Annotated in this window: 25 protein-coding genes; 11 read left to right on the plus strand and 14 right to left on the minus strand. The window is 62.9% G+C overall.

Annotated features, from left to right (window positions below; all coding sequences use genetic code 11):
- Positions 1–33: 33 nt before the first annotated feature.
- From M2341_RS13630 to M2341_RS13645, 4 genes are all read right to left on the minus strand, one after another.
- Positions 34–1761 carry a hypothetical protein gene (locus tag M2341_RS13630; RefSeq protein WP_264585600.1) on the minus strand — a complete coding sequence of 576 codons (1728 nt, stop codon included), beginning with the start codon at positions 1759–1761 and terminating at the stop codon, positions 34–36.
- A gap of 265 nt (positions 1762–2026) precedes the next feature.
- Positions 2027–3448: a hypothetical protein gene (locus M2341_RS13635; RefSeq protein ID WP_264585601.1), complete on the minus strand. Its 1422-nt coding sequence runs from the start codon at positions 3446–3448 to the stop codon at positions 2027–2029.
- A 95-nt stretch (positions 3449–3543) separates the two neighbouring features.
- The gene (locus M2341_RS13640) at positions 3544–4992 is read right to left on the minus strand and encodes an undecaprenyl-phosphate glucose phosphotransferase (protein ID WP_264585602.1); all 1449 of its coding nucleotides are present in this window, start codon (positions 4990–4992) and stop codon (positions 3544–3546) included.
- Positions 4993–5016: 24 nt separating this feature from the next.
- Complete coding sequence (locus M2341_RS13645) at positions 5017–6540, minus strand: tetratricopeptide repeat protein (RefSeq protein ID WP_264585603.1); 1524 nt, start codon at positions 6538–6540, stop codon at positions 5017–5019.
- Between the two features lie 280 nt (positions 6541–6820).
- Here M2341_RS13645 and M2341_RS13650 point away from each other — a divergent pair, with 280 nt between their 5' ends.
- From M2341_RS13650 to M2341_RS13665, 4 genes are read left to right on the plus strand one after another with little or no spacing between them, the layout of a single operon-like run.
- Entirely contained in the window at positions 6821–7438 is a 618-nt protein-coding gene (locus M2341_RS13650) for a polysaccharide biosynthesis/export family protein (protein WP_264571104.1), read from the plus strand.
- Positions 7435–8628, plus strand: coding sequence for a hypothetical protein (locus M2341_RS13655; RefSeq protein WP_264585604.1), 1194 nt, complete (start codon positions 7435–7437; stop codon positions 8626–8628). The genes M2341_RS13650 and M2341_RS13655 overlap by 4 nt, the downstream gene beginning before the upstream one ends.
- Positions 8628–10130 carry a GumC family protein gene (locus M2341_RS13660; RefSeq protein ID WP_264571106.1) on the plus strand — a complete coding sequence of 501 codons (1503 nt, stop codon included), beginning with the start codon at positions 8628–8630 and terminating at the stop codon, positions 10128–10130. Before M2341_RS13655 ends, M2341_RS13660 begins: the two co-directional genes overlap by 1 nt.
- A gap of 32 nt (positions 10131–10162) precedes the next feature.
- Positions 10163–10966: a CpsD/CapB family tyrosine-protein kinase gene (locus tag M2341_RS13665; RefSeq protein ID WP_264585605.1), complete on the plus strand. Its 804-nt coding sequence runs from the start codon at positions 10163–10165 to the stop codon at positions 10964–10966.
- A 410-nt stretch (positions 10967–11376) separates the two neighbouring features.
- On the opposite strand, the gene rfbB is transcribed toward M2341_RS13665, so the two are convergent.
- The 4 genes from rfbB to rfbA are packed head-to-tail and all read right to left on the minus strand — an operon-like array spanning position 11377 to position 14723.
- Entirely contained in the window at positions 11377–12447 is a 1071-nt protein-coding gene (rfbB, locus tag M2341_RS13670) for a dTDP-glucose 4,6-dehydratase (RefSeq protein ID WP_264585606.1), read from the minus strand.
- Entirely contained in the window at positions 12440–13306 is an 867-nt protein-coding gene (gene rfbD, locus M2341_RS13675; RefSeq protein ID WP_264585607.1) for a dTDP-4-dehydrorhamnose reductase, read from the minus strand. The genes rfbB and rfbD overlap by 8 nt, the downstream gene beginning before the upstream one ends.
- Entirely contained in the window at positions 13303–13848 is a 546-nt protein-coding gene (gene rfbC / locus M2341_RS13680; protein ID WP_264585608.1) for a dTDP-4-dehydrorhamnose 3,5-epimerase, read from the minus strand. Before rfbC ends, rfbD begins: the two co-directional genes overlap by 4 nt.
- A complete protein-coding gene (gene rfbA, locus M2341_RS13685; protein WP_264585609.1) occupies positions 13848–14723 on the minus strand; it encodes a glucose-1-phosphate thymidylyltransferase RfbA in 876 nt (291 codons plus the stop codon). The genes rfbC and rfbA overlap by 1 nt, the downstream gene beginning before the upstream one ends.
- 237 nt (positions 14724–14960) lie before the next feature.
- Here rfbA and M2341_RS13690 point away from each other — a divergent pair, with 237 nt between their 5' ends.
- The 3 genes from M2341_RS13690 to M2341_RS13700 all read left to right on the plus strand — a co-directional run bounded on the left by M2341_RS13690 (position 14961) and on the right by M2341_RS13700 (position 17627).
- Positions 14961–15218 (plus strand): XrtV sorting system accessory protein, encoded by a 258-nt coding sequence (locus M2341_RS13690; RefSeq protein WP_264579599.1) that lies wholly within the window; start codon positions 14961–14963, stop codon positions 15216–15218.
- 71 nt (positions 15219–15289) lie between these two features.
- Complete coding sequence (locus M2341_RS13695) at positions 15290–16591, plus strand: UDP-glucose dehydrogenase family protein (protein WP_181560424.1); 1302 nt, start codon at positions 15290–15292, stop codon at positions 16589–16591.
- 172 nt (positions 16592–16763) lie between these two features.
- Complete coding sequence (locus M2341_RS13700) at positions 16764–17627, plus strand: UTP--glucose-1-phosphate uridylyltransferase (protein WP_264579600.1); 864 nt, start codon at positions 16764–16766, stop codon at positions 17625–17627.
- A 152-nt stretch (positions 17628–17779) separates the two neighbouring features.
- Here M2341_RS13700 and M2341_RS13705 read toward each other — a convergent pair whose 3' ends face one another.
- From M2341_RS13705 to petA, 3 genes are read right to left on the minus strand one after another with little or no spacing between them, the layout of a single operon-like run.
- Positions 17780–18619 (minus strand): cytochrome c1, encoded by an 840-nt coding sequence (locus tag M2341_RS13705; protein WP_181560426.1) that lies wholly within the window; start codon positions 18617–18619, stop codon positions 17780–17782.
- Between the two features lie 15 nt (positions 18620–18634).
- Positions 18635–19975 (minus strand): cytochrome b, encoded by a 1341-nt coding sequence (locus tag M2341_RS13710; protein ID WP_181560427.1) that lies wholly within the window; start codon positions 19973–19975, stop codon positions 18635–18637.
- An 11-nt stretch (positions 19976–19986) separates the two neighbouring features.
- Complete coding sequence (petA, locus tag M2341_RS13715; RefSeq protein ID WP_181560428.1) at positions 19987–20553, minus strand: ubiquinol-cytochrome c reductase iron-sulfur subunit; 567 nt, start codon at positions 20551–20553, stop codon at positions 19987–19989.
- A gap of 298 nt (positions 20554–20851) precedes the next feature.
- Between petA and M2341_RS13720 the strand changes: the two genes are divergently transcribed.
- Positions 20852–21310, plus strand: a complete 459-nt coding sequence (locus tag M2341_RS13720; protein WP_264585610.1) for a tRNA (cytidine(34)-2'-O)-methyltransferase — start codon at positions 20852–20854, stop codon at positions 21308–21310.
- Positions 21307–22188: an oxygen-dependent coproporphyrinogen oxidase gene (hemF, locus tag M2341_RS13725; RefSeq protein WP_264585611.1), complete on the plus strand. Its 882-nt coding sequence runs from the start codon at positions 21307–21309 to the stop codon at positions 22186–22188. Before M2341_RS13720 ends, hemF begins: the two co-directional genes overlap by 4 nt.
- On the opposite strand, the gene M2341_RS13730 is transcribed toward hemF, so the two are convergent.
- Positions 22175–22936 carry a hypothetical protein gene (locus M2341_RS13730; protein ID WP_181560431.1) on the minus strand — a complete coding sequence of 254 codons (762 nt, stop codon included), beginning with the start codon at positions 22934–22936 and terminating at the stop codon, positions 22175–22177. The genes hemF and M2341_RS13730 overlap by 14 nt on opposite strands.
- Before the next feature lie 104 nt (positions 22937–23040).
- Between M2341_RS13730 and lipB the strand changes: the two genes are divergently transcribed.
- Positions 23041–23721: a lipoyl(octanoyl) transferase LipB gene (gene lipB / locus M2341_RS13735; RefSeq protein WP_264585612.1), complete on the plus strand. Its 681-nt coding sequence runs from the start codon at positions 23041–23043 to the stop codon at positions 23719–23721.
- Positions 23722–23867: 146 nt separating this feature from the next.
- On the plus strand, positions 23868–24146 hold the full coding sequence (locus M2341_RS13740) for a hypothetical protein (protein WP_264571117.1): 279 nt from the start codon (positions 23868–23870) through the stop codon (positions 24144–24146).
- Between the two features lie 3 nt (positions 24147–24149).
- Here M2341_RS13740 and queE read toward each other — a convergent pair whose 3' ends face one another.
- A complete protein-coding gene (gene queE / locus M2341_RS13745) occupies positions 24150–24791 on the minus strand; it encodes a 7-carboxy-7-deazaguanine synthase (protein WP_264571118.1) in 642 nt (213 codons plus the stop codon).
- A gap of 9 nt (positions 24792–24800) precedes the next feature.
- Positions 24801–25505, minus strand: a complete 705-nt coding sequence (gene queC, locus M2341_RS13750; protein WP_264585613.1) for a 7-cyano-7-deazaguanine synthase QueC — start codon at positions 25503–25505, stop codon at positions 24801–24803.
- Between the last annotated feature and the right edge of the window lie 130 nt (positions 25506–25635).

The raw sequence follows: 25635 nt of genomic DNA on the forward strand, positions 1-25635 counted from the left end.
GCTGCCCACCCTCCGATTTTTTGCCTCAACGGATCAGCGCGTGATGTAGGATTGCCGGAACAATTCCACCGCATTCTCCTTATTCGCCTGGCTCAAGGGCTGGCCGACATAGTCCCGCTGCCCCCAGCTTCCCCACTTGCTGCCGCCGCCATAGTCAGAGAACATCACCATCAGATCGCCGACCTGTTCGCGCCATTGCTTGAGGTAAGCAGTGTAGAGCTTGCTCATGCGCGGATCGCGTTGCAGCGCGACCATCTTATCTAAAGGTGCCGACCCGAGGACGTGCTGGCCGGCCTCATATGTGATCGTCCGAATGCCAAATTTGGTCGCTACGTCCTTGACCTTCTTTGATTCGCTGATGCGGTCGGTGACTTCGGCGGCCAAGTTCGCATAAACAGTGTCAACCGCTGCAGGCGTATCAAGCGCGGTCTCGGACAAATTCGCTGCGAAGTAAGGCGCAATCGCCACCGCATCGACTTTCTTTGCGGTGTCGCCGTAACTTAGGACATAGTTCGCATTCCAGGCGCCCGTCTGAATCGCTATAACGCGTACAATCCGCTGCATCTGGCCCGCGAAGACCGACGACCAAATGTCCATTACTTCGCCAGTCTTCTGGGAATAGCGCAAAAGCATTGCACCATGATCATTGGTGGACAAACCAGCAGCCTTGCCTTCCTTCAGAGCTTGCGTGGTCACAGGGTAAGTGTAATTCCAAACCTCGTTGGAGACCTCCACGTAGGCTTTGAGCGATGGGTCCAGTCTCGTGCGGACGAGCTCTGCAAACTTGCGCACATAGTCGTCGTCCGCGTTCCAGGGAACACAGAACCAGGGATCGGCCTTCAGTTCGTTGGCCAACTGGATCATGTATTCCAGCGCCACACCATCTGGTCCATTGACGACTTCGTCGCCCAGCTTACTTCTCGTCTCCCAGCGAACCGGAAGATTGCCTTCCACTCCGCCATAGGACCATTTCATGAAACGCAACACGCCGTAGCGCTTCACCTCGGCAAGATAGGTGGGGTCAAAAGTAGCGTTCGGGTCCGCGTCTACCTCCCTACAATCCGCGTTGCGAATGGGATCGGACGCGCTGATATTCGCGATACGCAACCAGGCTCCCGCGCCATTTTTTGGAACGAAGGTGAAGGTGATGGTCTTACCAGACTGCCTGGCATTCTTCACAGGGTCGCCACCGACACTGACACTGCCCGCGCCTTGCCAGCGGCAGATAATATCCACGCTTTCCCCCCACAGGCTGCGGGTAGGCATCGCCATCGTTCGAATGCCGAGTTCTCCCGGCCGTAAATCGACAAGTCGCTTGTTTGCATCTAGGCGGTCCTGCGGCATGTCAGTCCAGGCACCCTGGGGTGTGACAATGAGCCAGCTCCCCAGCAAGTTCAGAAAAGATCGGTTTCCCACGTAGGTAGTCGGGGGTGTCAAGTTCAGACCCAGCTTCATGGGCGGCACACCCGACACCGCCGACCCGCTTCCAACAGTGGTCGCGGAACCCGGTGTAGAAATCGTTGTCGTGGAAGAGCCCGACGGCTTGGTACCCGAGGACGTCGACGGGAGCGACGCAAGGGTCAGAACCGAGAGAACATCGGCCCATTTCACCAGATTGAGCCCTTTCAGTTTGATTGACGCCGTATAGAGAAGAAACGCGCTGGCCGTGCTGGCAGCCACTGCCGCCGTGCCCATCATCACTGTCGAACTCAGTGCCATCGCACCGATCAACCTGAGTTTCGTCTTACGCACCCGGTTCATACGCTTCAACTTCCTGCCAACCCCGTAGGGATTCATTGCGTCCCGAAGCGAACCTAGGAGAGAGCCAAAAAGCTTCGATTGCCAAGTGTGGTTAAATTCCTGCTTACCACCCCGCTGAACGCATCGCGTTACCGATCCGCTATATATTGCTCTGTAGATTATCTGCAGCCCGCCGTTGTACACCGGTTGACCGATCTTTCGGTTTTGCCAAGAGCAAAGCTACCAACAGGTTTCCATCTGCGGCGATCAGCGGCACACCATGCTGCTAGGCGCGCGACAACGCCTTTGATGGCGGGTGAATGTCGCGGGATGGCTCGCCTCCCGGCTGAGCATCGCGCGGGCCTCTCCGGGACCTTTTGTCCAAGCGCAGACCGGCGATCGCTCCCGCAACCAGCCATGTAATCGGCTGGATCGACGAATTCGGGATCAAGTCCAGCACATTATACATGTGGACCGCCACCAGCGCGAGACTGGCTGTCGGCACCGCGCTGCGGCGCAAACGGAAAGCGCGCCAGAAGGGATAGGACAGCAAACCGAAGAATAGCACATAGCCGACCCAGCCCAGCATGCCGATGACGATGATCCATGTGCCATCGGTCACCGCGACATCGAGCGTGCCGCCCCAATGCGCGACCACGATCACGCGATTCCGGCCAAATGTTCCCCAGCCGAACAAAGGCCGTTGCTCCGCTCTGTCGAGCAGCAGTTCTTCATTCCTCAGCCGGAAATCGAAGGACTCCGCCCGCTCAGCGCTCAACGAGGCAGCGGTCTGTACGATGTCCTGCAACGGCAGCAGATTGGCGCCGCGCAAGGCGGGATAGGTCACCACCATCATGGCCAAGCCGGCGATCGCGATCAGGAACATGCGCCGCTTGAGCAGCAACAGCATCGGTGCCAGCAAGGCGACCAGGACGACTGCGCCGACGGATTTGTTAAGGATCAGGATGCCCGCCAGATAAGCCGCGATGAGAGCCATCGGGAGTCCGAACAACTTCATTCGCATCTTCATCAGGCCGAGCGCGGCCAGAAGTGCCATGCCGAGCAGCGTGGACACCAGCAGGCCATGGCCGAGGAACACCATCGAGCGGAAGCCGCCGAACCGCATCTGTTGCAGGAAATATTCGGCGTCTTCGATGCCGTAGACCCATCGCTGCAAAAACGGACTGAGCCTGACTTCGAGCATGATTGGGATGGAATAGGCTAGCGCGCCGATCACCAGCGCGAGCAGGATCTGCCGATGGCCACGCTCATTGCTGAGCAGACCGGCGCCGAGCACGAACGGCGCCAGCGTGATCATATGGCCGACCGACATGGACAGGCCTTCTCTGAAACCGAGTGCCGGGAAGGCCATGCTCCCAATCATGTAGAAATCGCGGTTGGTCAGAGCCGTGGCAAAGGGCGTGAGGACAAAGCCCAACATCAGCAGGTTCAGCGCCTTGCTGCGCGGCCATTTGAACTCACCCCGCCGCGAGGTCGCCAGCGCAAGCACGAACGCTGCGAGGCTGGGAACGGTGGACTTGTCGAAGGCCGGGATGCCCGGAAGGTCGAACGCAACCCCGCGCGGCAGCAGCAGATAGCCCGCGAGCAACGTCCAGATCGTAGCCCGTCCGGCCGACATGGTCATATAAAGGACCAGAGCCACCAGAGGCCAGAGGATGAGAACGCCCTGAGCGATCAACGCCTGCATCGCTTCACCCCCTCCACGCGATGCAGTTGAGCCCACTCATCAACGCGCCGCCCATGGCAGCCCGCTCGAACGACCCTTCAGCCTGGCGGACAGCCTCAATAGGCATGCTTGTCCCAGATCAGGCGCACGACAGTCTCGAGGATGATCCGCAGATCAAGCAAGGGCGACCAGTTCTCGATATAATAGATGTCATATTCGACACGTTTCTTGGCTCTCTCGATCGTATCGATCTCCCCGCGCAAGCCCCTCACCTGCGCCAGGCCGGTGATCCCGGGCTTCACGCGATGCCGCGCCGCATATCCACGAACCGCGTCGTGATAATAGGCATCGCCCACGCGCATCGCCAAGGCGTGGGGCCGCGGCCCGACCAGAGACATCTCACCCCTGAGCACATTCCACAACTGCGGCAGTTCGTCGATGCTGGTGCGACGAATGATGCGCCCCACCGGGGTGATCCGCGGATCGCCCTTGCGCGTCCGTTCGCCGCCGCTGACATCCTGACGATCGGTATACATCGACCGGAACTTGAGAACCTCGATTTCCAGATTGTTGAAGCCGAGGCGCTTCTGGCGGAACAGGATCGGCCCCTTGCTCTCCAGCCGGATGGCGAGCGCGGTGAGGATGAGCAGCGGCGCCAGCACGATCACGCCGATGAGCGCAAGAAGGCGATCCTGGATCTCCTTCAGAACGCCGTCGAAATCCCGCATCGGCAGTTGCCACACGCTGAGCACCGGCAGGGAGCCGATATAATTGACGCTGTACCGATCCCGCAGCACCAGGAACTCGCGCGGCATGATGCAAATGTCGATCGCGCCGGCACTGAGTTGCTCAATGATCTGGTTGAGACGCTCCTGTCGCACCAGAGGCAGCGCCACGATCACCTGGTCCAGCATGCCCTGCTGCGCGAGACCCAGCATCTCGTCGAACCCGCCGAGATACGGAAACCGCCCGATCATGCCCGTCTCGACCCGAGAACGCCGGTCGTCCGCAAAACCCACGATGTTGATATGGGGCAGCCGCTCGATCTCCAGCAGTTCCAGCAGCCGGCTCGTCACCTCCCGGTCCGCGCCATAGATCGCCACGCGCTGCCCGATGATCTTGTGCTTCATCGCCACGCGAACGAGCTGCCGGAACAGCAGGCGCGAAAACACTAGAAAGATCAGGCAGACCAGCGAGAAGACGAGCGCGAAGCGGAGCGACAGATCGCCGCCTTTGCCAAACTGGACGAGGATGAATCCGGTCAGCGTCAAAGCCACGAGGAAGTCGAGGAATGTGCTGCCACCAAGATCATCGCCCTGCCCCCGGAAGCCGGAATAGGCGTCGCGGGAAATCCGGATCAGGAAAAAGTTGATCGCCATGACGACCACGACGGTCGAATGGAGGCGTGCGTCCAGATAATAGCCCAGGAAACTGCGATAAAAGGCGACCGTGATCAGATAGGACAGCAGGAAGCACAGGCTATCATTAATGATACCGCCCGAGCGCAACACGTTGGACGTGAAGCGGACATATTTGTTACGCGCAGGACGCTGAAAGCTGATCATGGTTCGCCGAATTACAAAACGGTGTCAAAAGCGACCAAACAGGCCGCGATCGGCCGGTTTGCCTGGGGGATCATCCACGAGATAGGCTGTCCGGGCATTGTCCAATCCATTCTGAGCCACGCTCGCGCAGGTCCCATCTTGTATGGCCGCGCATTGCGCCACGAGCAGGCTCCACGCCTTTTCCGACGACGGCAAAGCCCGGGCAAAATTGCGCGCGACCGACATACTCCGCGCCCTATCCCCCGAGTCATGAAGATATTGCATATAAGATTGCACCAGAGGAAAATTCTGGGGAATCTGCTTCAATCCCTCTTCGTAGATCTGGCGGGCACGCCAGTTCTCGCCGCGCGCCCGATAAAGCTGCGCCACGGCCTGATAGGCGTCGGGATTGCGCGGATCGTTCGCCAGCGCCAGCTGCGCCGCTTCCAGCGCAGCGCGTGCGTCGCCTCTTTTCGCGGCATAGTGCGCGCGCAGCAGCAGCGCGTCGACATTCTCGGGATCCTGCTTGAGCAGCGATTCGACCTGCCCCTCGACTCCCTTATCCTTACCGGTTTCCATGAGCAGGCGCAGCTTGAGCGGTGCGATCAAATCCTTGGCGCGCCCATCCGGCACGGAATTCAAAAGCAGATTGGCCGTCTCGCGATTTCCGCGCGCCAGCAGATAGCGCGAAACCGTCAGGACGGCGAGCGGGTCACGCCAATCCGTCGGCCCGCGCGCGACGTCGGGCGACAGCGGCGTGGGGTCGAACTCCCACCAGATTCGGGTGAGAACCTCATAATCCGACGGCTCTCGCAAACCCTCGCGGAGCAGCGCCAGGTTGGCCTCGCGGGCCTGCGGCAGCCGGCCCATCTTGTAGAGCAGGTTGATGCGGTCCAGCTTCATGGCCGTCCCGGCATTGCCGGTCGCGACCAGCCGGCCCAGCGCCTCAGCCATCGGCTCGGGCTTGCCCAGATAGCGGTAGAGATTGACCTTGTTGGTCAACAGCGCCGAGGAATCACCCGAGACACGCAGCGCATTGTCGATCAGGGCAATAGCCTCTTCCGCCTGCCCCCGCCGCGCCAGCACCCGCGCCTTCACGATAACGCCGGCCTCGTCCGTTGCCGAGCGCGCCAGAATCCGGTCCGCATAAGACATCGCATCGTCCAGTTGCTCGCGGGCCAGGGCGATCATGCCCTTCGTCTGGAGCGCGGGCATGGCATCGGGTTCCAGCGTCAACAGTCGGTCCGCTGCCGCTTCGGCATCTGCGATCTGCCCGAGCTGAACGCCGAGATTCGCCACATAGGCGAGGGCCAGGCGGTTCGTGGCATCGAACTCCAGCGCCCTCTGGAACGCCCGATAGGCCCCCGCAGGATCGCCCGACTGCAAGTCAATCATGCCAGCCAATTGCTGGAAATTGGGTCCATCTTCCCGCAGACGGATCGCCTCGCCAATCGCCCGTTGGGCACCGGCAAGGTCGCCCGCCTGCAGCAGCGCTTCCGCCGCCTGTGCCCGCTCGGCGGCCTGCTCACTCGGGCTCTTGCAGCCGCCCAAGGCCGCGAGGATCAGCAAAGCTCCCAAAGCGTTCGACGATAGGCCTCGGCCCGAGGCCTTCGGCATTCTGCCGCCGAAACGGGCGGCGCTGCCATGAGCGAAAGTCAGCCTGCCAAACCCGGTCATATCGCCCTGTCGTGAATATCGCCCAACCCGCGTCGCGTTACAGGGCTTAACCCCAGCAAGCAACGAAAGTAACCATTGCCCCCACATCATTAACCCAGCTTTTACGTAGTGACGGCATAGGGTTTTGGTATATGAAGCCTGCATTCCCGGCCAAGTAGAAGGATCCTCAACCGTGCGGTTTCCCGTAATTTCATGGTCCATGGCGGGCCTTCTTGCCGCCGTCGCAACGCTGCCAGCGATGGCGCAGCAGAACGCCGCTGCGGCAGGCGGTGCATCCAATCAGGTCGCCCGGCCCTATACAATTAACCCCGGCGACCAGATCGAGGTTTATGTATGGGGCGAGGAGCGTCTGCAGCGCTCGATCCGCGTGCTTCCGGATGGCAGCTTCTCCTTCCCGCTGGTCGGCCGCATCGTCGCGCAGGGCATGCTGCCCGAGCAGGTCCAGACCGCGATCTCGAACGGATTGGCCAGCCAATATCGCGGCGAGCCCCCTCAGGTGACCGTCTCGGTCGAAACGCCCTCGGGCTTCACCTTCTCGGTGGTGGGCCGGGTCCGCGGCCCCAGCTCGTTCACACCGGGTCGCTATGTGAACCTGGTCGAGGCCATCGCCATGGCCGGTGGACCGGACGAGTTCGCCAATCTCGATAACGTCACCATCATCCGCAAGAACGGCAATGAGCTGTCCGCGCTGCGCTTCCGGCTCGGCGGCGCGATGAAGGGCAATCTTTCCGAAGAGGCCGCCCGCGCCATTCCCCAGATCCAGACCGGCGACACGGTGATCGTTCCATGAATAAGACGAAGCTGATCGGCTCGGCAGCCATCGCCGCCCTCATGCTCGGCAGCGCCGCGCAGGCTGACACCCGCATTGGCGCGGAACTCGGCGTCACCGGCGGTGTCGCCAGCAATCCCTACGGCACGGTGGGCGGCGATAGCGCGGCTGCCACGCTGGCCGGCAGCTTCGCCCCCACCGTCACGATCAATTCGCCGACGGGCACGACCCAGTTGCGCGGATCGGTGACGCATACGGAATATTCGCGGCTCTACGACGGCACCACCGACTACGGTCTTTCCGGCAACATCAGCCGCCAGATCAGTCCGCTAACCTCGCTGACTGCAGGTCTCTCCTACAGCAGCTACGTGCGCAACGGCCTGTATCCGGTCTACGATCCGATCGTGGGCGGCCCGGTCGATCCTGGCTCCCCGATCATCGTCGATCCGAGCGGCAGCGTGAACTATCGCCAGCGGTCCGACGTGTTCTCCGGCCAGCTTGGCCTCGGCTTCACCCTCTCGCCCCGCGACACGCTCAACGTGTCAGCCAACGGCACGCGCGTGCGGTTCCCGGACAATATGGGCCTCTCCAAGGAATATGACACCTACGGCGGCGGCTTGACCTACATGCGCGCAATCGGCGCAAACACCTCGGTGGGCGTGGGTTTCAATGCAGCTCGCAGCGATTATCTCGATCCCGCCTTCGGCAAGACGACCCAATATACGCCGACCGCACAGCTCAACACGCGGCTGGCGCCCCGGCTGAGCCTGAAACTCGCGGCGGGCTTGACCTTCAGCGAGACGCAATTCCCCGCCGTGTCGATCAACAACACGTCCTTCTACGCCTCGGCCGATCTGTGCCGTGAAGGGGATCGCACGAGCTTCTGCCTCACGGGTTCGCACGGGGTTTCCCCCTCGTCGATCGCCGGCTCCTCACGAGTCACGGCCATCGGCGCGCTTTATAATTACAAGATCGATCAGCGGAGCAGCTTCAACGCCAGCGCCTCTTATTCCCGGTCGAGCAGCCTTGTGGGAACCGGCGGCAATGACAGCGATTATGCGCGGGCGAGCGTCGGTTACGAGCGTTTGCTGCGTCCTCGGCTGTCTGCTGTCATTTCGGTAACCTATAGTGACACATATAGCTCGCTCGTCTCACGCAACGCAAACATCCACGGACTCGTTGGATTGCGGTACAGGCTCGGTCAGAACTGATGAACAACGTCCACGCCAATTACGACACGGCTGAGGAGTCCGGCGGGGCATCGTTCCTGCCGCATATCCCGACGATTCTTATGCAGCGCAAATGGCTGGTCATCGTGCCCGCCCTCCTGCTGCTCCTGGCCGGCATCGCCACGGCATTCCTTCTGCCGGTGCAGTACCAGTCCAAGGCGGTTCTGCTGGTCGAGGCCTCGCTTCTTCCCGAGGATGTGGCGGGCGATCCCCGCAGCGCCGACGGCACGAGCGTTGTCGACCAGCGCATGGCGCGCATTCGCCAGCAGGTCCTCAGCCGTCCGCAGTTGGTGGAACTCATCCAGAGGAACGGGCTGTACCAGACCGAGTTGCGGACCCAGTCGCTCTCCGAAGTCATCACTACGATGCGCGAAGCGATTGCCATCGAACCGGTCACAGCGGACATTCAGGCCGCCAATGGCGGGCGGCGCAGCACCATCGCCTTCTCGATGAGCTTCAACTATTCCGACCCGGTGAAGGCCCAGGCCGTCGCCCAGGCGCTGACCGACCAGGTGCTGCAGCTGGACGCCAGCACCTCGGCGGCGCAATCGGTGAACACCATTCAGTTCCTCACTGACCAGCAGGCCGATTTGCAGACGCAGATCGCCGCGCTGGACAAGCAGATCGCCGACATCCAGCTGAAGAACGGCCTCACGCTGGCCAGCAGCACCATGGCGACGACCGGCGGCGGCACCATCGGCATCGACAGCCGCATCGCCGCGCTCCAGTCCGCCAATGCGCAATTGCAGGCGCAGCGTGAACTGACGCAAAGCGCGGCTGACCGCGATCCGGTGATCGCCGAAGCGGAAGCCGCTGTGGCCACCGCCCGGGCGCGTTACACCGAGCAGCATCCGGACGTGGTTCTGGCCAAGCAGCGGCTCGCCGAGGCGCGGGAGCTGGCGAAATCCAATCAGTCGCGCATCCCGACTTCCGCTATTTCCGCGCAGATCGCCGCCAATAATCGCGAGATTTCTCGCCTTGAATCCGCACGGGCCGCCGAAGAAGGCCGCAGCGCCTCCATTCTGAGCGCCCAGATTCGCGCGCCGGTGGTGCAGCAGGAACTGGCGCAGCTGCAACAGCGCATGACGGGCCTCAACGAGCAATATCAGAAGGTGTCCAACCAGCTGATGAACGCCAAGGCTGGCAAGCGTGCCGAGGACGAGCAGCAGGGCGAGCGTCTTTCCGTGATCGACCCGCCGGTGGTGCCGGACGATCCCTATTCGCCCAATCGCCCGAAGATCATCCTGCTCGGCGCCTTCGCAGGCTTGGGTCTCGGCTTTGGCCTGATCTTCCTGATCGAAATGCTCACGCGGCCGATCCGTGGCGCTGACGCCGTCCTGCAAGCGACCGGTGCGTTGCCGCTGGTGGTCATTCCCACGATCATGTCGCGGGCCGAGCAGCAGCAGCGCGGTTTGAAGCGCCTGTGGCCCTTTGGCGGGCGCAAAGGCCGCACGAAGCCCGATGACGATGATGACGACGACTGATCCGCGCGCACTGTATCCAAGGAGTTTGAGCATTGTCTGATCAGCTTGCGCCATCGGCCCTGCAGGGCGCGCCTTTCCGCATTCCCGCGCCCAACGAGACGGCGCTGTTCACGCCCGACCCGAAGCTTCTCGAAGCCCAACATGTCGTGGCGTTCAGCAACCGGCACCTCGCCTCCCGTCCGTTCAGCCTGCTGCGCTCGCAGGTGGTCAAGCGGATGGCAGCCGGCGGCCACCGGATCATTGGGGTCACTTCCCCGGCGCCCGGTGCCGGCAAGTCGTTCCTGACCGCCAATCTCGCCGCCACGCTGAGCCGCCTGCCCGGCAAGCAGGTCCTGGTGTTCGACCTCGACATTCGCCGGGCCTCGCTCGCGCAGAATTTCGGCCTGGTTGGCGAAGCCGGGCTGGAGCGCTTTCTCGCGGGTGAAACCGACGATCTGCGCAAGATTGGCCGCCATGTCGAAGGCACCAACCTGACGCTTTATCCCTGCTATTCGAACGATCTCGACAGTATGCCGCTGCTCGCCGGCGACCGCTTCGACCGGTTCGTCAAAGCCCTGCGCACGCTGGACGAGGATACGATCATCCTGTTCGACATGCCGCCCGTGTTCGCCAATGACGATGCGATGGTGATCGCTGGCCATGTCGACGCCTATCTGATGGTGATCGAACAGGGCCGGACCAACCAGAAGCAGGTCACCGACTCGATCCGCCTCCTCGACCCCGCCGAATGCCTCGGTTCCGTCCTCAACCGCTACGATGGCGGCGTGACCGACCCCTATGGCTATTCCTACGGCGGCTACGGCAAATATACGGATTACTTCAGCAAGGAAGACTGAACGGCGAGGCAGGTTCACGCATCCCGCGCTGACTGACTGGTCGCACTGGAAGGACTGTCCTCGCTAAAGGGCTAGAGTGCCCCCAGTTCCCCACCGTCACCCCGGGCTTGACCCGGGGTCCAGCTTCCTAACGCTCAATTACATTCCGGCGCTCGAATGCACGGTTTGGTTGCAACTCCCTCGTTTGCAAGAAGGCTGGCGGAACCCCGGGGTGACGAGGGTTGTGGGCCGGCTCGTCGGACGTCAGACCGATGTCATGAGTTCAATCTAGGCCGCGATGGCTTAGCATTCCAAACCCTCTCCCCTTGAGGGAGAGGGATGCGCACTTGGCAGCCTGCTGCCTTAGTCGAAGCTGGGAGAGGGGTAAGCGATCCTGTAGATCGCGCGGATCAGAGATCCGCCTCCCCCCATCACCGGCCAGCGGCGGCCTTCTCAAGCAACGGCCGCCACCACTGCTCATTCTTCAGATACCAGTCCAGCGTCTGCGCGAAGCCTTCACTGAAGGTGCGGCGGGGCGCATAGCCAAGTTCCGAGCGCGCCTTGGTTTCGTCGATCGCGTAGCGCCGGTCGTGCCCGGCGCGATCGGTGACGAAGGTCTTCAGCGTGTCCGATGCCTGTCCCCGCGCGGCTGGCGCATCGGGGAAGCGCTGCGCGAGCTGCGGATCGGCAGCGAAGGCGCGATCCACCGTCGCGCAAATCTCCTCGATAACGGTGAGATTGGGCAATTCCTGACCGCCGCCAATATTGTAAGTCTCGCCCGGTCGCCCGACCTGGAGAACCTTCTCGATGCCGTGGCAATGGTCCTCGACATGCAGCCAGTCGCGCACATTCATGCCGTCGCCGTAGATCGGAAGATTACGACCATAGAGGCAGTTGAGCAGGAACAGCGGGATCAGTTTCTCGGGAAACTGATAAGGGCCATAATTGTTCGAGCAATTGCTCGTCGTGACCTCAAGGCCATAAGTGTGGTGATACGCGCGCACCAGATGATCCGAACCCGCCTTGCTGGCCGAATAGGGCGAGTTGGGCGCATAAGCGGTAGTCTCGCTGAACGCCGGATCGTTTGGCCCGAGCGAGCCATAGACCTCATCGGTCGAGACATGATGGAAGCGGTGCGGACGGCCCGTGCCGGTATCAAGCCACAGCTTGCGCGCAGCCTTGAGCAGGCTGTGCGTGCCGATGACATTGGTTGTCACGAAGGCGTCCGGCCCTGTGATCGAGCGATCGACATGGCTCTCGGCAGCGAAGTGGACGATGGTGTCGATCTGCTTGCGGGCCAGCAGATCCTCGACCAGCGGCGTATCGCAGATATCGCCCACCACCAGTTCGACATCGCTCAGGCCATCGAGATTGGCTGGATTGCCCGCATAAGTGAGCGCATCCAGAACCGTGACAACGTCGCTGGCATGATGGGTGCGCCAATAATGCACGAAGTTCGCGCCGATGAAGCCGGCACCGCCGGTGACGAGCAGATTAGCCATTCGCCTTGATCACTCCGAGCATGTCACGAAGATGGACGCGCCAATGCGGCGCGGGTGCGCCGATGTGCGCAACGGTGCTGCTCTTGTCCAGAACCGAATAAGAGGGTCTTTGCGCCGGCGTAGGATAATCGCGGGTGCTGATCGGCACGATCGGAACGGCCCGGTTCAGCAGGCCGAGCACGACCGCTTCCTCCTGAATCGCCACGGCAAAATCATACCAACTCGCCGCACCGCTGTCGGTCCAGTGATGGAGGCCGCTTGCCCCTGCGGTTTGCAACCGCCAGAGGACGTCGGCCAGCCCGGCGGCATAAGTCGGCGTGCCGATCTGGTCGGCGACCACCCGGACCTCGTCCCGCTCCGCCATCAGGCGCAGCATCGTCCGCACGAAATTATGGCCGGTGTCGCCATAGACCCAGGCCGTCCGCACGATGAGGGCTTGCGGAGACACCGCAAGCACCGCCTCCTCCCCTGCCCGTTTGCTGGCTCCATAGACACCCAGCGGTGCAACGGGGCTGTCCGGCCGATAGGGCGTGCCAGACGTGCCGTCGAACACGAAATCGGTCGAGACATGCACTAAGTTTGCGCCGCTTGACGCTGCCGCACGAGCCAGATTCCCCGGCCCGTCAGCATTGATGCGCCACGCCAGGTCGCGGTCGCTCTCTGCCTTGTCCACGGCGGTATAGGCGGCCGCATTAAGGATGAGCGCGGGTTGGACCTCGGCGACGCAGGCCGAAACAGCCGCCGCGTCCCCGATATCCAGCGCGGCCCGGTCCAGCGCGACAATGTCCGCATCCTCGGGCGCGCATCGCTGCAGAGCCTGGCCGAGCTGACCGCCGGCCCCTGTGATGATGACCTTCACGGAAAAGTCACCGCATCCGCCAGCGGCTTGCCCGCCATATCCTTGGCTGAAAGCTGCGGCACGATGTCCCCCAATGGCCAGTCGATGCCGAGCGCCGGATCGTTCCAGAGCAGGCTGTGCTCATGGCTGGGATCGTAAAAGCCGCGGCATTTGTAGAGAAAGTCCGTGCCATCCTCCAGGCACAGGAACCCGTGCGCCATGCCTTCGGGCACCCAGAGCATCCGCTTGTTGGCCGCGCTCAATTCGACGCCCACCGATTTGCCGAAGGTGGGCGAGGACCGGCGCATATCCACAGCGACATCGAAGACCGCGCCCGCCGTGACCCGCACCAGCTTCCCCTGTGGGCCAGGCTGCTGATAGTGCAGCCCGCGCAGCACCCCGCGCGAGGAACGGCTGTGATTGTCCTGCACGAAGTCGATCTCGAGCCCGGCCTCCTTGAACGCCCGCGCGTTCCAGCTTTCCAGAAAGAAGCCGCGCTCATCGCCGAAAACCTTCGGCTCGATGATGAAGACGCCATCAATGGCCGTCTCTATGAGGTTCATCAGGCTTTGCCGTCCAGCAGATTGAGGAGATACTCGCCATAGCCGGACTTGCGCAGCGGCTCGGCGATCTCAAGCAGCTGCGCATCATCGATAAATCCCATGCGCCAGCACAGTTCTTCCGGGCAGCAGATTTTAAGACCCTGACGCTCCTCGGTAATGCGCACATAATTGGCCGCGTCGATCAACGAACCATGCGTGCCGGTATCGAGCCAGGCATAGCCGCGCCCCATCAGCTCGACATTCAGCTCGCCGGCTTCCAGATAGACGCGGTTGAGATCGGTGATCTCCAGCTCGCCCCGAGCGGACGGCGCCAGCCCGGCCGCGCGCTCCACCGCCTGCCCGTCGTAGAAATAAAGACCGGTGACGGCATAATTGGATTTGGGCTGCGCGGGCTTTTCCTCGATCGTCTGCGCCTTCCCGTCGGCGTCGAAGGAGACGACGCCATAGGCTGTGGGGTCGCTGACATTATAGCCGAACACCGTCGCGCCCTGATCGCGCGCATTGGCGGCCTGCAATAGCTCGGTGAGCCCGTGGCCATAGAAGATGTTGTCGCCGAGGATCAGCGCGGAGGGGTCCGTGCCGATGAAATCCGCACCGATATGATAAGCCTGCGCCAGGCCACGGGGCTCTGGCTGCACGGCATAATGCAGGTCGAGACCCAGCGCGCTCCCGTCGCCCAGCAAAGCCTGGAATGCCGCCTGATCATGCGGCGTGGTGATGATCATGATCTCCCGAATGCCCGCCATGATCAGCACCGAGAGCGGATAATAGATCATCGGCTTGTCGTAGACTGGCATGAGCTGCTTGGAGACGGCCTTCGTCAGCGGATAGAGCCGCGTGCCCGATCCGCCTGCCAGAATGATTCCCTTACGCAATAGCAACACTCCATGGCTGTGCCCGGACGGGCGCTCCGAGGTAACGCATCATCTTCACAATGCAAGGCGACCATTTTCAGCCGGTCCCGAGCCTGAACCATTTTGGCATGGGGGGATTATGCAGCGATACGACGAAAAGATCGTGAATCGCTTTGCGTTTTCATTTCAGAAAAATTAGCGGTTTCGAACCGATCGATCCTGCGATCAAAATTGTGCCGCCTGACGGGAGAAGACTGCATGGAAACAGTTTATGACTGGCTCTCTCTGGCGATATTTGCTGGCATCATCGTGCTGTTCCTCCAGCGTTCCTCGATGGAAAATCCGCCAGACCGGATGATCGACTATCTGCCGCCGGCGCTTGGCTGCGCCATTGCCAACCAGGCCGGCAATTATGCGATCGAGCATGACAGCATGATCATGCATGCCGCCGGGATTTTGCTGCTGGTCGGCGTGGTGGCCTATGTTTGGCTGGTGTTGAAGCCCAGTTTTAAATAGGCCTTGCGCCTGTTGGCGGCGTCGGGCTGCCGGCGCATCCACCGTGATTACGGCAAAAAGGGCGTGTTCCTGTGAGAATTACAATGATCGGCTCGGGGTATGTGGGCCTCGTCTCTGGCGCGTGCTTCGCGGATTTCGGCCATGACGTCATCTGTTTCGACAAGGACGAGGCGAAGATAACCGCCCTCCAGGAAGGCCGCATCCCGATCTTCGAACCTGGCCTCGATCATCTCGTCGCCAGCAATGTCGCGGCCGGCCGGCTGTCCTTTACGACGCAAGCGGCAGACGCCCTCGCCGACCCCGACGCGATCTTCATCGCCGTTGGCACACCCTCGCGGCGCGGCGATGGCCATGCGGACCTGAGCTATGTCTATGGCGCGGCCGCGGAAATCGCGCCATTCCTCAAGCGCTTCACCGTGGTGGTCGACAAGTCCACCGTGCCCGTCGGTACCGGCGACGAGGTCGAGCGGATCATTCGGGAGACCAACCCCGACGCCGATTTTGCCGTAATCTCCAATCCGGAGTTCCTGCGCGAAGGCGCGGCGATCGACGACTTCAAGCGCCCCGACCGCGTCGTGATCGGCGGCGATGATCGCCGGGCCCTGGACGTGATGCGGCAGATCTATCGCCCGCTCGTCATCGGCCGCTCACCGGTGATCGAGATGAGCCGGCGCGGTGCCGAGCTGACCAAATATGCCGGCAATGCCTTTCTTGCGACCAAGATCACCTTCATCAACGAGATTGCCGATCTGTGCGAGAAGGTGGGCGCGGACGTTCATGAGGTCGCCCGCGGCATCGGCCTGGACAATCGGATCGGCGCCAAGTTCCTTCACCCCGGCCCCGGCTTTGGCGGCTCCTGCTTCCCCAAGGACACGCTCGCCTTGTTGAAGACCGCGCAGGACTATGAGGCGCCGCAGCGCATCGTCGAGACGGTCGTCGCCGTGAACGATTCGCGCAAGCGGGCCATGGGGCGCAAGGTCATTCAGGCGATGGGCGGGGAAGTACGTGGCAAAACCATCGCGGTGCTCGGCCTCACCTTCAAGCAGAATACGGACGACATGCGCGATTCGCCCGCCATCGCGATCATCGAGACGCTGCAGGACGCGGGCGCCGAGATCCACGCCCATGATCCCGAGGGCATGGAGCAGGCCAAGCTGGTGCTGCGTGACGTCACCTATTTCGGCAATGCCTATGACACCATGGCCGGCGCCGATGCGCTGGTGTTCATCACTGAGTGGGACGCCTTCCGCGCGCTCGATCTCGCACGCATCAAGTCGCTGCTGAAGACGCCGGTGATGATCGATTTGCGCAACCTCTACCCGCGCGATCTGGTCGAGGAGGCCGGCTTCTCTTACACGGCCGTCGGTCGGTAATTCGGCGGAACCGAGTTTCCCACCGACCGTTCTGACCTCGGCCTGATGGATGCCACCACAAAGCGGGGCTTTTCATCCGGCCTTTGGGGCGGCCAATCGAACAATATGCGGTATCTTTACCTTAATGCTCGATAGGCACGTCCACGACTGACAGAGCAATCAGGGGGTTCATTTGACGATACGCAAAGCTGTCTTCCCGGTCGCCGGGCTTGGCACCCGCTTCCTGCCCGCCACCAAGGCGGTGCCGAAGGAAATGCTTCCCGTCGTCGATCGCCCGCTGATCCAATATGCCGTCGATGAAGCGCTGGAAGCCGGCATCGAGACGATGATATTCGTCACCGGGCGCGGCAAGGGCGCCATCGAGGACCATTTCGATATCGCCTTCGAGCTGGAGCGGACGCAGGCCGACCGCGGCAAGAGCGTCGCGGCGCTGGAAGGCACGCGCCTGACGCCCGGCAATGCGATCTTCGTGAGGCAGCAGGAACCCCGCGGCCTTGGCCATGCGATCTGGTGCGCGCGCGATATCATCGGCGACGAGCCCTTTGCCATCATCCTGCCGGACGAGCTTCTCGTCGGCCGTCAGAAGGGATGTCTGGCCCAAATGATCGAGCAATATGAGAAAGTCGGCGGCAATCTGGTCTGCGCGCTTGAAGTGCCGATGGACGAGACGCCCAGCTATGGGGTGATTGATCCGGGCGCCCGCGACGGCGTGCTGACCGAAGTTCGGGGCCTGGTCGAGAAGCCGGCGCTGGGCACGGCGCCCTCCAACCTGATGCTGCCCGGCCGCTATATTCTGCAGCCCGAGGTCATGGCCCTGCTGGCGACGCAAGAGGCTGGGGCGGGCGGCGAAGTGCAGCTCACCGATTCCATGGCGAAGCTGATTGGCCAGCAGCCCTTCCACGGCGTGACCTTCGATGGCGAGCGTTTCGACTGTGGCTCGAAGCTCGGCTTTGCCCAAGCCAATTTCGCGCTCGCCTGTCGCGACGATGCCATGGGCGGCGATCTCAAGAGCTGGGCTCGCGATTTCCTCGCCTGAGAGGCGCCAACTCCGACGCAACGACCCTGGTCTTGCGCAGCAGAGCCTGGCGCAAGCACAATCTTCAGACCAATCGGCACATAAAAAAGGGCGGATCCTGCGATCCGCCCTTTTTCTTATCTCGTTGGGCCTGCCGACCCGGGCATGAACCCTCAGTGCTTCTTGTTCGCCCAGATGTTCTGGTACGACATGTAAGCCAGCACCGTCGCGAACAGCAGGAAGATCACCACGGCGATGCCGGTGCTCTTGCGCGCTTCCATCTTCGGCTCGGCCGTCCACATCAGGAAGGCAGCGACGTCCGTGGCCATCTGGTCGACGGTCGGCTTGGGCTGACCCTCGCCATAGGTCACCTGACCTTCGGCCGTCAGCGGCGGCGCCATCGCGAGGTTGAGATTCGCGAAGTACGGGTTGTAGTGCAGCCCCTCCGGCGTCTTCGCGTCGGGGAACTTGCGCAGCAGTTCGGCCGGCTGCTCACGATAACCGGTCAGCAGCGCATGAACATAGTTCGCACCGTCATGACGGGCCTTCGCGATCAGCGAAAGATCCGGCGGAATGGCGTTGTTGTTGGCGGCAGCGGCAGCCACGCTGTTCGGATAGACCAGCGGGAACTTGTCCGCCGGCACGCCCGGACGCGTGCTGGGTTCACCCGTGCTGGGGTCGATCGACGGCACCTGACGGGCCGCGGCGATCGCCTTGATCTCGGCTTCATTATAGCCAAGGTCGGCGAGGCTGCGGAACGCCACCTGATGGATCGAGTGACAGGCCGAGCAGACTTCCGTGTAGACCTGGAAGCCGCGCTGCAACTGCGCACGATCGAATTTGCCGAACGGCCCTTCAAAGCTGAAGCCAGCCTTTTCGGGGTGGAGGTGGAACTCCTTCTCAGCCGTAGGCTGCGGCGGCTCGCTCACATAAGCGACCCCACCCCAGATGAAGCTGAGCAGCAGCATGCCGGAGAAAAACAGGCCGACAAGGAAGGCCAGGACACGAACCATTGACGGACCCCTTAATTAAGCTGCGCCGGTGGGCTGGGTATCGCTGCCCATGCCCGGAGGTGCAGACTGTTCTCCCTCGAACTTGCCCTTGGCCAGCACCGCTTCGGTAATAGAACCGGGGAGCGGCAGCGGCCGCTCGATGGACGCAATGATCGGCAAGATGATCAGGAAGTGCGCGAAATAATAAGCCGAAGCGATCTGGCTGATCATGACATAGGGCTCTTCCGCCGGTGCACCGCCGCAATAGCCGAGCACGAGCACGTCCAGAATGAGCAGCCACCAGAACTTCTTGAACAGCGGGCGGTAGTTGCCCGAGCGGACCGGCGAGGTGTCGATCCAGGGCAGGAAGAACAGCAGCAGAATGGACGAGAACATCGCCATCACGCCGAGGAGCTTCGCGGGAACCAGCACGATACCGGTGAACGGGATCACCAGATCCATCGTGAAGGCGCGCAGAATGGCGTAGAACGGCCAGAAGTACCATTCAGGCACGATGTGCGCCGGCGTGGAAAGCGGGTTGGCCTGGATATAGTTATCCGGGTGGCCCATCGAATTCGGCGCGAAGAACAGCACCAGTGCGAAGAGGATGAGGAACACGCCGAGGCCGAAACCGTCCTTCGCCGTATAATAGGGATGGAACGGCACCGTATCCTGCGGCCCCTTCACTTCCACGCCCGTCGGGTTGGACGAGCCGGGAATGTGCAGCGCCCAGATGTGCAGGATGATGACACCCGCGATCACGAAGGGCAGCAGATAGTGGAGCGAGAAGAAGCGGTTGAGCGCGGCATTGCCAGGCGCGAAGCCGCCGAGCAGCCAGGTCTGGATCGGCTCACCCACCACCGGAATGGCGGCGAAGAGGCCGGTGATCACCTGCGCCCCCCAGAAGCTCATCTGACCCCAGGGGAGCACATAGCCCATGAACGCCGTCGCCATCATCAGCAGGAAGATGACCACGCCGAGCAGCCACACCATTTCGCGCGGCGCCTTGTACGATCCGTAATAGAGGCCGCGGAAAATGTGGAGATAGACGACGATGAAGAAGAAGCTCGCGCCGTTGGCGTGCGCATAACGCAGCAGCCAGCCCGAGTTCACATCGCGCATGATGTGCTCGACGCTATCGAACGCCACGCCGGCATTCGCCGCATAGTGCATGGCGAGGATGATGCCGGTGATCAGCTGGATCGTCAGCGCGACGCCCGCGAGGACACCGAAGTTCCAGAAATAGTTGAGGTTGCGCGGCACTTCATAGCCGCCGCCGACGGCGTTGTAGACGAAGCGCGGGAGCGGCAAGCGCTCATCCACCCACTTCATCACGGGATGCTTCGGCGTGTAATGCTCAGCCCAGGGAAAGCTCATTATCTTTATCCTCAGCCTACGAGAATGGCGGTGTCGGAGGTGTACTTATACTGCGGAACCACGAGGTTCTTCGGCGCAGGCCCCTTGCGGATGCGCGCGGCAGTATCATAGCTCGAACCGTGGCACGGGCAGAAATAACCGCCGAACTCGCCCCGGTTCTCACCCTCGCCGGCACCGAGCGGCACGCAACCCAGATGGGTGCACACGCCCATGGTGATCAGCCACTGCTTCTTGCCGTCGACCGTGCGCTCTTCCAGCGTCTGGGGATCGCGCAGGGTGGAGACGTTGACGGCGTCCGCCTCGGCAATTTCCTTGTCCGTCAGATGCCGCACGAACAGCGGCTGCGAGCGGAACACCGTCTTGATCGCCTGGCCGGCCTGGATCGCCGACAGATCGACTTCTGTCGTCGCCTGCGCCAGCACGTCCGCACTCGGACTCATCTGGGTAATCAGCGGATACAGAACGGCGAGACCGCCAACACCAGCGAAACTCACGGCTGCGATGTTGATGAAGTCGCGACGACGCACGCCTTCGCCATCGTCCATGACAGCTTCCGTCCCTTGCACTTCAGTGGCCATGCTTTGTCATTGCCTCCCTTTGTCCACGATCGCCCGAGAGCGTCGTGCACGCCGAAATCTCGATTCGGGCGTCAGTCGATCGCACGGTCGAACCGAAAGGCTTCCTTATTGGCCGGAAGTCCGCTCGTCCGCCGAATGATACGACACACCGCACGCCAGGATGGTCCCGGCGCGTTCGGGCGCCTGATAGCGCCCTTGATTGCGATTTGCCAACCTTCAATTTCGTGGCCCGCCCGCCTTTTTCCAGCCGGGCGCAAGAGGGGTGGGATTGCGCAGGGGCCGTGGCTAGGAGGTGAGGATGCGCATCGCCCTCTATCAGCCCGATATCGCCGGCAACGTCGGCACCATCCTGCGACTGGCCGCCTGCTGGCAGATCCCGGTCGACATCATCCTTCCCTGCGGCTTTCCAGTGTCCGACGCGCAGCTGCGCCGGGCGTCCATGGATTATGGCGCGCAGGCGGATGTGACGCGGCATGTGGACTTCGAGAGCTTCATCGCCGAGCGGCTGAAGGATGGCGCGCGTCTGGTGGCGCTGACCAGCGTCGGCAGCGTGCCCCTGCCCCATGCCAGCTTCCAGTGCGACGACATCCTCTTACTCGGCCGCGAGAGCGCCGGTCTGCCCGAGGCGATCCACGCACAAGCGGCTTTGCGCGTGCGGATTCCCATGGCGCCGGGCTTTCGCTCCTTGAACGTGGCGGTGGCAACTGGCATCGCGCTTGGCGAAGCTCTCAGACAGACCGGACTTTTCCCCGCATGACTTCCACCGCTCCCAACAGCCTCGACGATCAACAGCTGGCCGCCCGCGCCTGGTTCGAAAGCCTGCGGGACCGGATTTGCGCCGCGTTCGAGGCGATCGAGCGCGAGGCCGGCAGCGATGCGGCGTTCGATTATCTGTCCTGGTGGCGCGAGAGCGACGGCCAGCCGTCCGGTCCGATCGAACAGGGCGGTGGCGGTGGCGGCGTGCGCGGCGTCATGAAGGGCAAGGTGTTCGAGAAGGTCGGGGTGAATGTCTCCACGGTCGGCGGCGCCTTCTCGCCCGAATTCGCCCGGACGATCCACGGCGCAGGCGAGGAGCAGCCCGGCTTTTTCGCCACCGGCATCAGCCTCGTGGCGCATATGGCCAATCCGCATGTGCCGGCCGTGCACATGAACACGCGCATGCTGGTCACCACCAAGCGCTGGTTCGGCGGCGGCGCGGACCTCAATCCGCCCATCGTCTATGAGGAAGACACGGCGGACTTCCATGACACGCTGCGCCGCGCCTGCGACGCGCATGACGAAAGCTACTATCCGCGCTTCAGCAAATGGGCGGACGACTATTTCTATATCCCCCACCGCCAGGTTCACCGGGGCGTGGGCGGGATTTTCTACGACCATCTCGAAGGGCCGTTCGAGGAGAGCTTTGCGTTCACGCAAGCAGTGGGCGAGGCGTTTCTGGAGGCCTTTCCGCGAATCGTGCGCCGCCGCATGGGATTGCCATGGACGGCGGAGCAGGAAGCGCAGTTGCTCGAATGGCGCGGCCGCTATGTCGAGTTCAACCTCGTGCATGATCGCGGCACGCTGTTCGGCCTCAAGACCGGCGGCAATATCGACGCGATCCTGATGAGCCTGCCGCCGCGCGTCACCTGGAGCTGAACGGCGCTCCGGCTGCCGGCGCACCCGCCGTCGCCCGGTAGAGCGCGGCGCAGATCAGCACGACGAGGACCGTCCGGGCGGTTTCCACCAACGCGGAGACCATCGCGATCAGCAGGTCGGCGATGTCGGCCGGCAGCAGCAGCTCGGCGACCACCCCCACGACGGAGGTGAGCACGACCCCCAGCATGATCATCATGATGAAAATGAGGCCGAGCACGCCGAACACGCGCCACCCGTTCCCCCGCGTCAGCGCGGCACTGCGCTGGAGGATAGTGAGCGGGTTGCGCTGCGACTCCGCTGCGGCGACCGGCGCGATCAAGGCCAGCCGGCCGATCAGATAGCAGCCGGGCAGAATGAACAGCATGAAGCCGCCCATGGCGCCCAGTCCCTGCAGAAGATTCGCAAGGAAGAAACCGGGCAGGACTGGCAGTGCCATGACCAGAGCCTCCCGCACCGTCGGTCGCTCGCCACGCAGCAGCAGCGCGTGCATCGCCAGCACGGCGAAGGACGAGATGGCAGCGAAGGCTAGCAGTACCGGCCAGTTCAGCTCGGCATATTGGGTCAGCCGCGCCAGCATCATGTCGTTGGTGGCGTTCTCGGCGAGCGGCTCGGGCTGCTTGACGAGCTGCTCGGCCACCAGAGCGGGCAGGAACATGAACATGCCGGCCACGGCGCCCAGAATGTCACGGTTTGCCGCGCCCATCTGCTTGGCGTCGTCCCATATCGCTGCCAGATCGATCCTGCTCAACCGCTTGTGCTCCCGTTTCCGCGCTCGATAGGCAATATCTGCCCCGCGCGCCATAGGCGAGCCATGCCTTGCCAAATTTGGTCGCAGATCGCATCTCGGGCGGGATGACCGCACCTTCCCTCCCCGAACAGGATTTCCCGGCCAGCCCTGAGTGGCGGATCGAGCCGGGATTGCTCGATTATGAAAGCGCGCTGGCCGATATGGATGCGCGCGTCGCGGCGATTGCCGCTGGCGAGGCGCGCGAACGCATCTGGCTGGTGGAACATCCCCCGCTCTACACTGCCGGCACCAGCGCGCTCTCGACCGATCTTCTGGCGCCGGTCTTTCCCGTCCATGTCACCGGACGCGGCGGGCAATATACCTATCACGGCCCCGGCCAGCGCGTCGTCTACCTCAATCTCGATCTGGGCCGACGCGGACGCGATGTGCGGCGCTTCGTCCGCGCGCTGGAGCAGTGGATGGTCGCCGCGCTGGCCGATCTCGGCGTCGAGGCCTGGACCGTGGATGGCCGCGTCGGCGTCTGGACGCAGGGGCCGCACGGGGTGGAGGCCAAGATCGGTGCCATTGGCGTGCGGGTGCGCAAATGGGTGACGTTGCACGGCCTCTCCGTCAATGTCGCGCCGGACCTTGCGCATTATGGTGGCATCGTGCCCTGCGGCATCAGCGATCTTGGCGTCACCAGCCTCGCTGATCTGGGACGCCCGGCCGACATGCACCGCCTCGATGCCATTCTCCAATCGCATCTGCCGGCCATGCTGGCAGCGCTCGAGTCCGACGGCGGGTGAACGGCCGCAGCCACGGGGTGGTCGGGTTCCACGGCCCCTTGAGCCCTGCGGCATCCCTCTTTAAGACCGGCTCCTCGTGCTGCCGAGGGGGCCTCGACCGATCGGGAAATCGGCCACGACTAAGAAGACCAGAAAGGATGCCGCTGATGCGCAAGACCCATGTTCCCCTTCTTCTGCTTGCGGCCATGGGCGGTCTCGCGCTCGCCGGCTGCGATGGCGCGCAGGACAGCTCGGGCAATACGGTGGAAATGCGGGACATGAACGTGCTGGAAGGCACGGTGAACGATTCGATGACCGACCTCGATGCCGTGAAGGCCGATGGCCTCGGCGCCGTGGGCAATGCCGGCAGCGTCAGCCGCAAGCAGACGAGCGAGCCCGCCGCCAATGCCAGCTCTGAAGACACCGAGACGGTCGCCTCGGAGTAAGCGCTACTTCAGCCCGAGCAACTTGTGGGTCTGGAGGGACAGGCGCCAGCGGCTGTCTGACAGGACCAGCGCGATGGCGGCCTCCCGGTTTGCGGCATTGGCCTCCGGGGTGCCGCTATCCATCGGCTGCACGAGAAACTGGCCGAAGTCCCAATCCAGCAGCTCGGCCGGGTCGATTCCAGGCTGCGGCCAGACCAGCTTGAGTTCATCGCCCCGACGCTGCGTCACGCCACTGCCGGCCTTGGGGCTGATGCAGAGCCAGTCGACGCCCGGCGTCGCCGCCAGCGTGCCGTTGCTCTCCACCGCGATTTCAAAGCCGGCGGCATGGAGTGCGTCGATCAGCGCCGCATCGAGCTGCAGCATCGGCTCGCCGCCGGTGATGACGACGAACCGCTGGCCGGCCTCATCACCCCATAGATCGGCCACAGCCTGCGCGAGCGCCGGTGCCGCGCCGAAGCGGCCGCCATTCTCCCCGTCCGTCCCCACGAAATCCGTGTCGCAGAACTGGCAGATCGCGCTCGCCCGATCCTGCTCCCGCCCGGACCAGAGATTGCAGCCGGCAAAGCGCAGGAACACCGCCCGGCGACCGGCCTGCATCCCTTCCCCCTGCAAGGTGAGGAACATTTCCTTGACGGCGTAGCTCATCGGCGCGGCTCAGGGATGCGTCGCGTAACGCGTCGGGTCGGGCAAGCCGGCTTCCTGATAGCCCTTCGCGCGCAGGCGACAGCTATCGCACAGGCCGCAATGCAGGCCTTCGGGCGTCGGATCGTAGCAGGACCAGCTCATGCCGGCATCCAGCCCCAACCGCGCCGCCTCGGCGGCGATCTGCGCCTTGCTCATATATTGGAGCGGCGTGGCGATCTGCACCGGCGCGCCTTCCACGCCCTGCTTGGTCGCCAGCGATGCCATATGCTGAAACGCGGCGATGAACTCCGGGCGGCAGTCCGGATAGCCCGAATAATCCAGCGCGTTCACCCCGATGTAGATGCGCTCTGCCCCCACCACCTCGGCCAGTCCAAGCGTGAGCGAGAGGAAGATCGTGTTGCGCGCCGGCACATAGGTGATCGGAATGCCCTCGCCCACGCCCTCCTTGGGCACGTCGATGTCAGCGGTCAGCGCCGATCCACCGAACAGCGAGAGGTCGAGCGGCAGCACGACATGGCGCTCCACCTCCAGCGCGGCCGCCACCCGCTTGGCGGCCTCCAGCTCGACGCGGTGGCGCTGCTGATAATCGATGGTGAGCGCCGCCAGACGAAACCCCGCCTCGCGCGCCAGTCCGCCGGCGACCATCGAGTCGAGTCCGCCGGAAAGAAGGACAACCGCCACGGGGGCGTGCGATGCAGACGATATCGGTGACATGATGCCTCGCGCTAGCGCAAATCCCCTGCCCCTGTCACGGGATGAGATGAATTCGGGTTTCGCGAGCGGGCGCTCGGGCGGGAGAACGCCGTTGCGGCAGTGCTAGCCCCTCCTCTTTAAAGGAGGGGAG

Source organism: Sphingobium sp. B7D2B, assembly GCF_025961895.1.
In the GTDB taxonomy this organism is placed as follows: Bacteria; Pseudomonadota; Alphaproteobacteria; order Sphingomonadales; family Sphingomonadaceae; genus Sphingobium.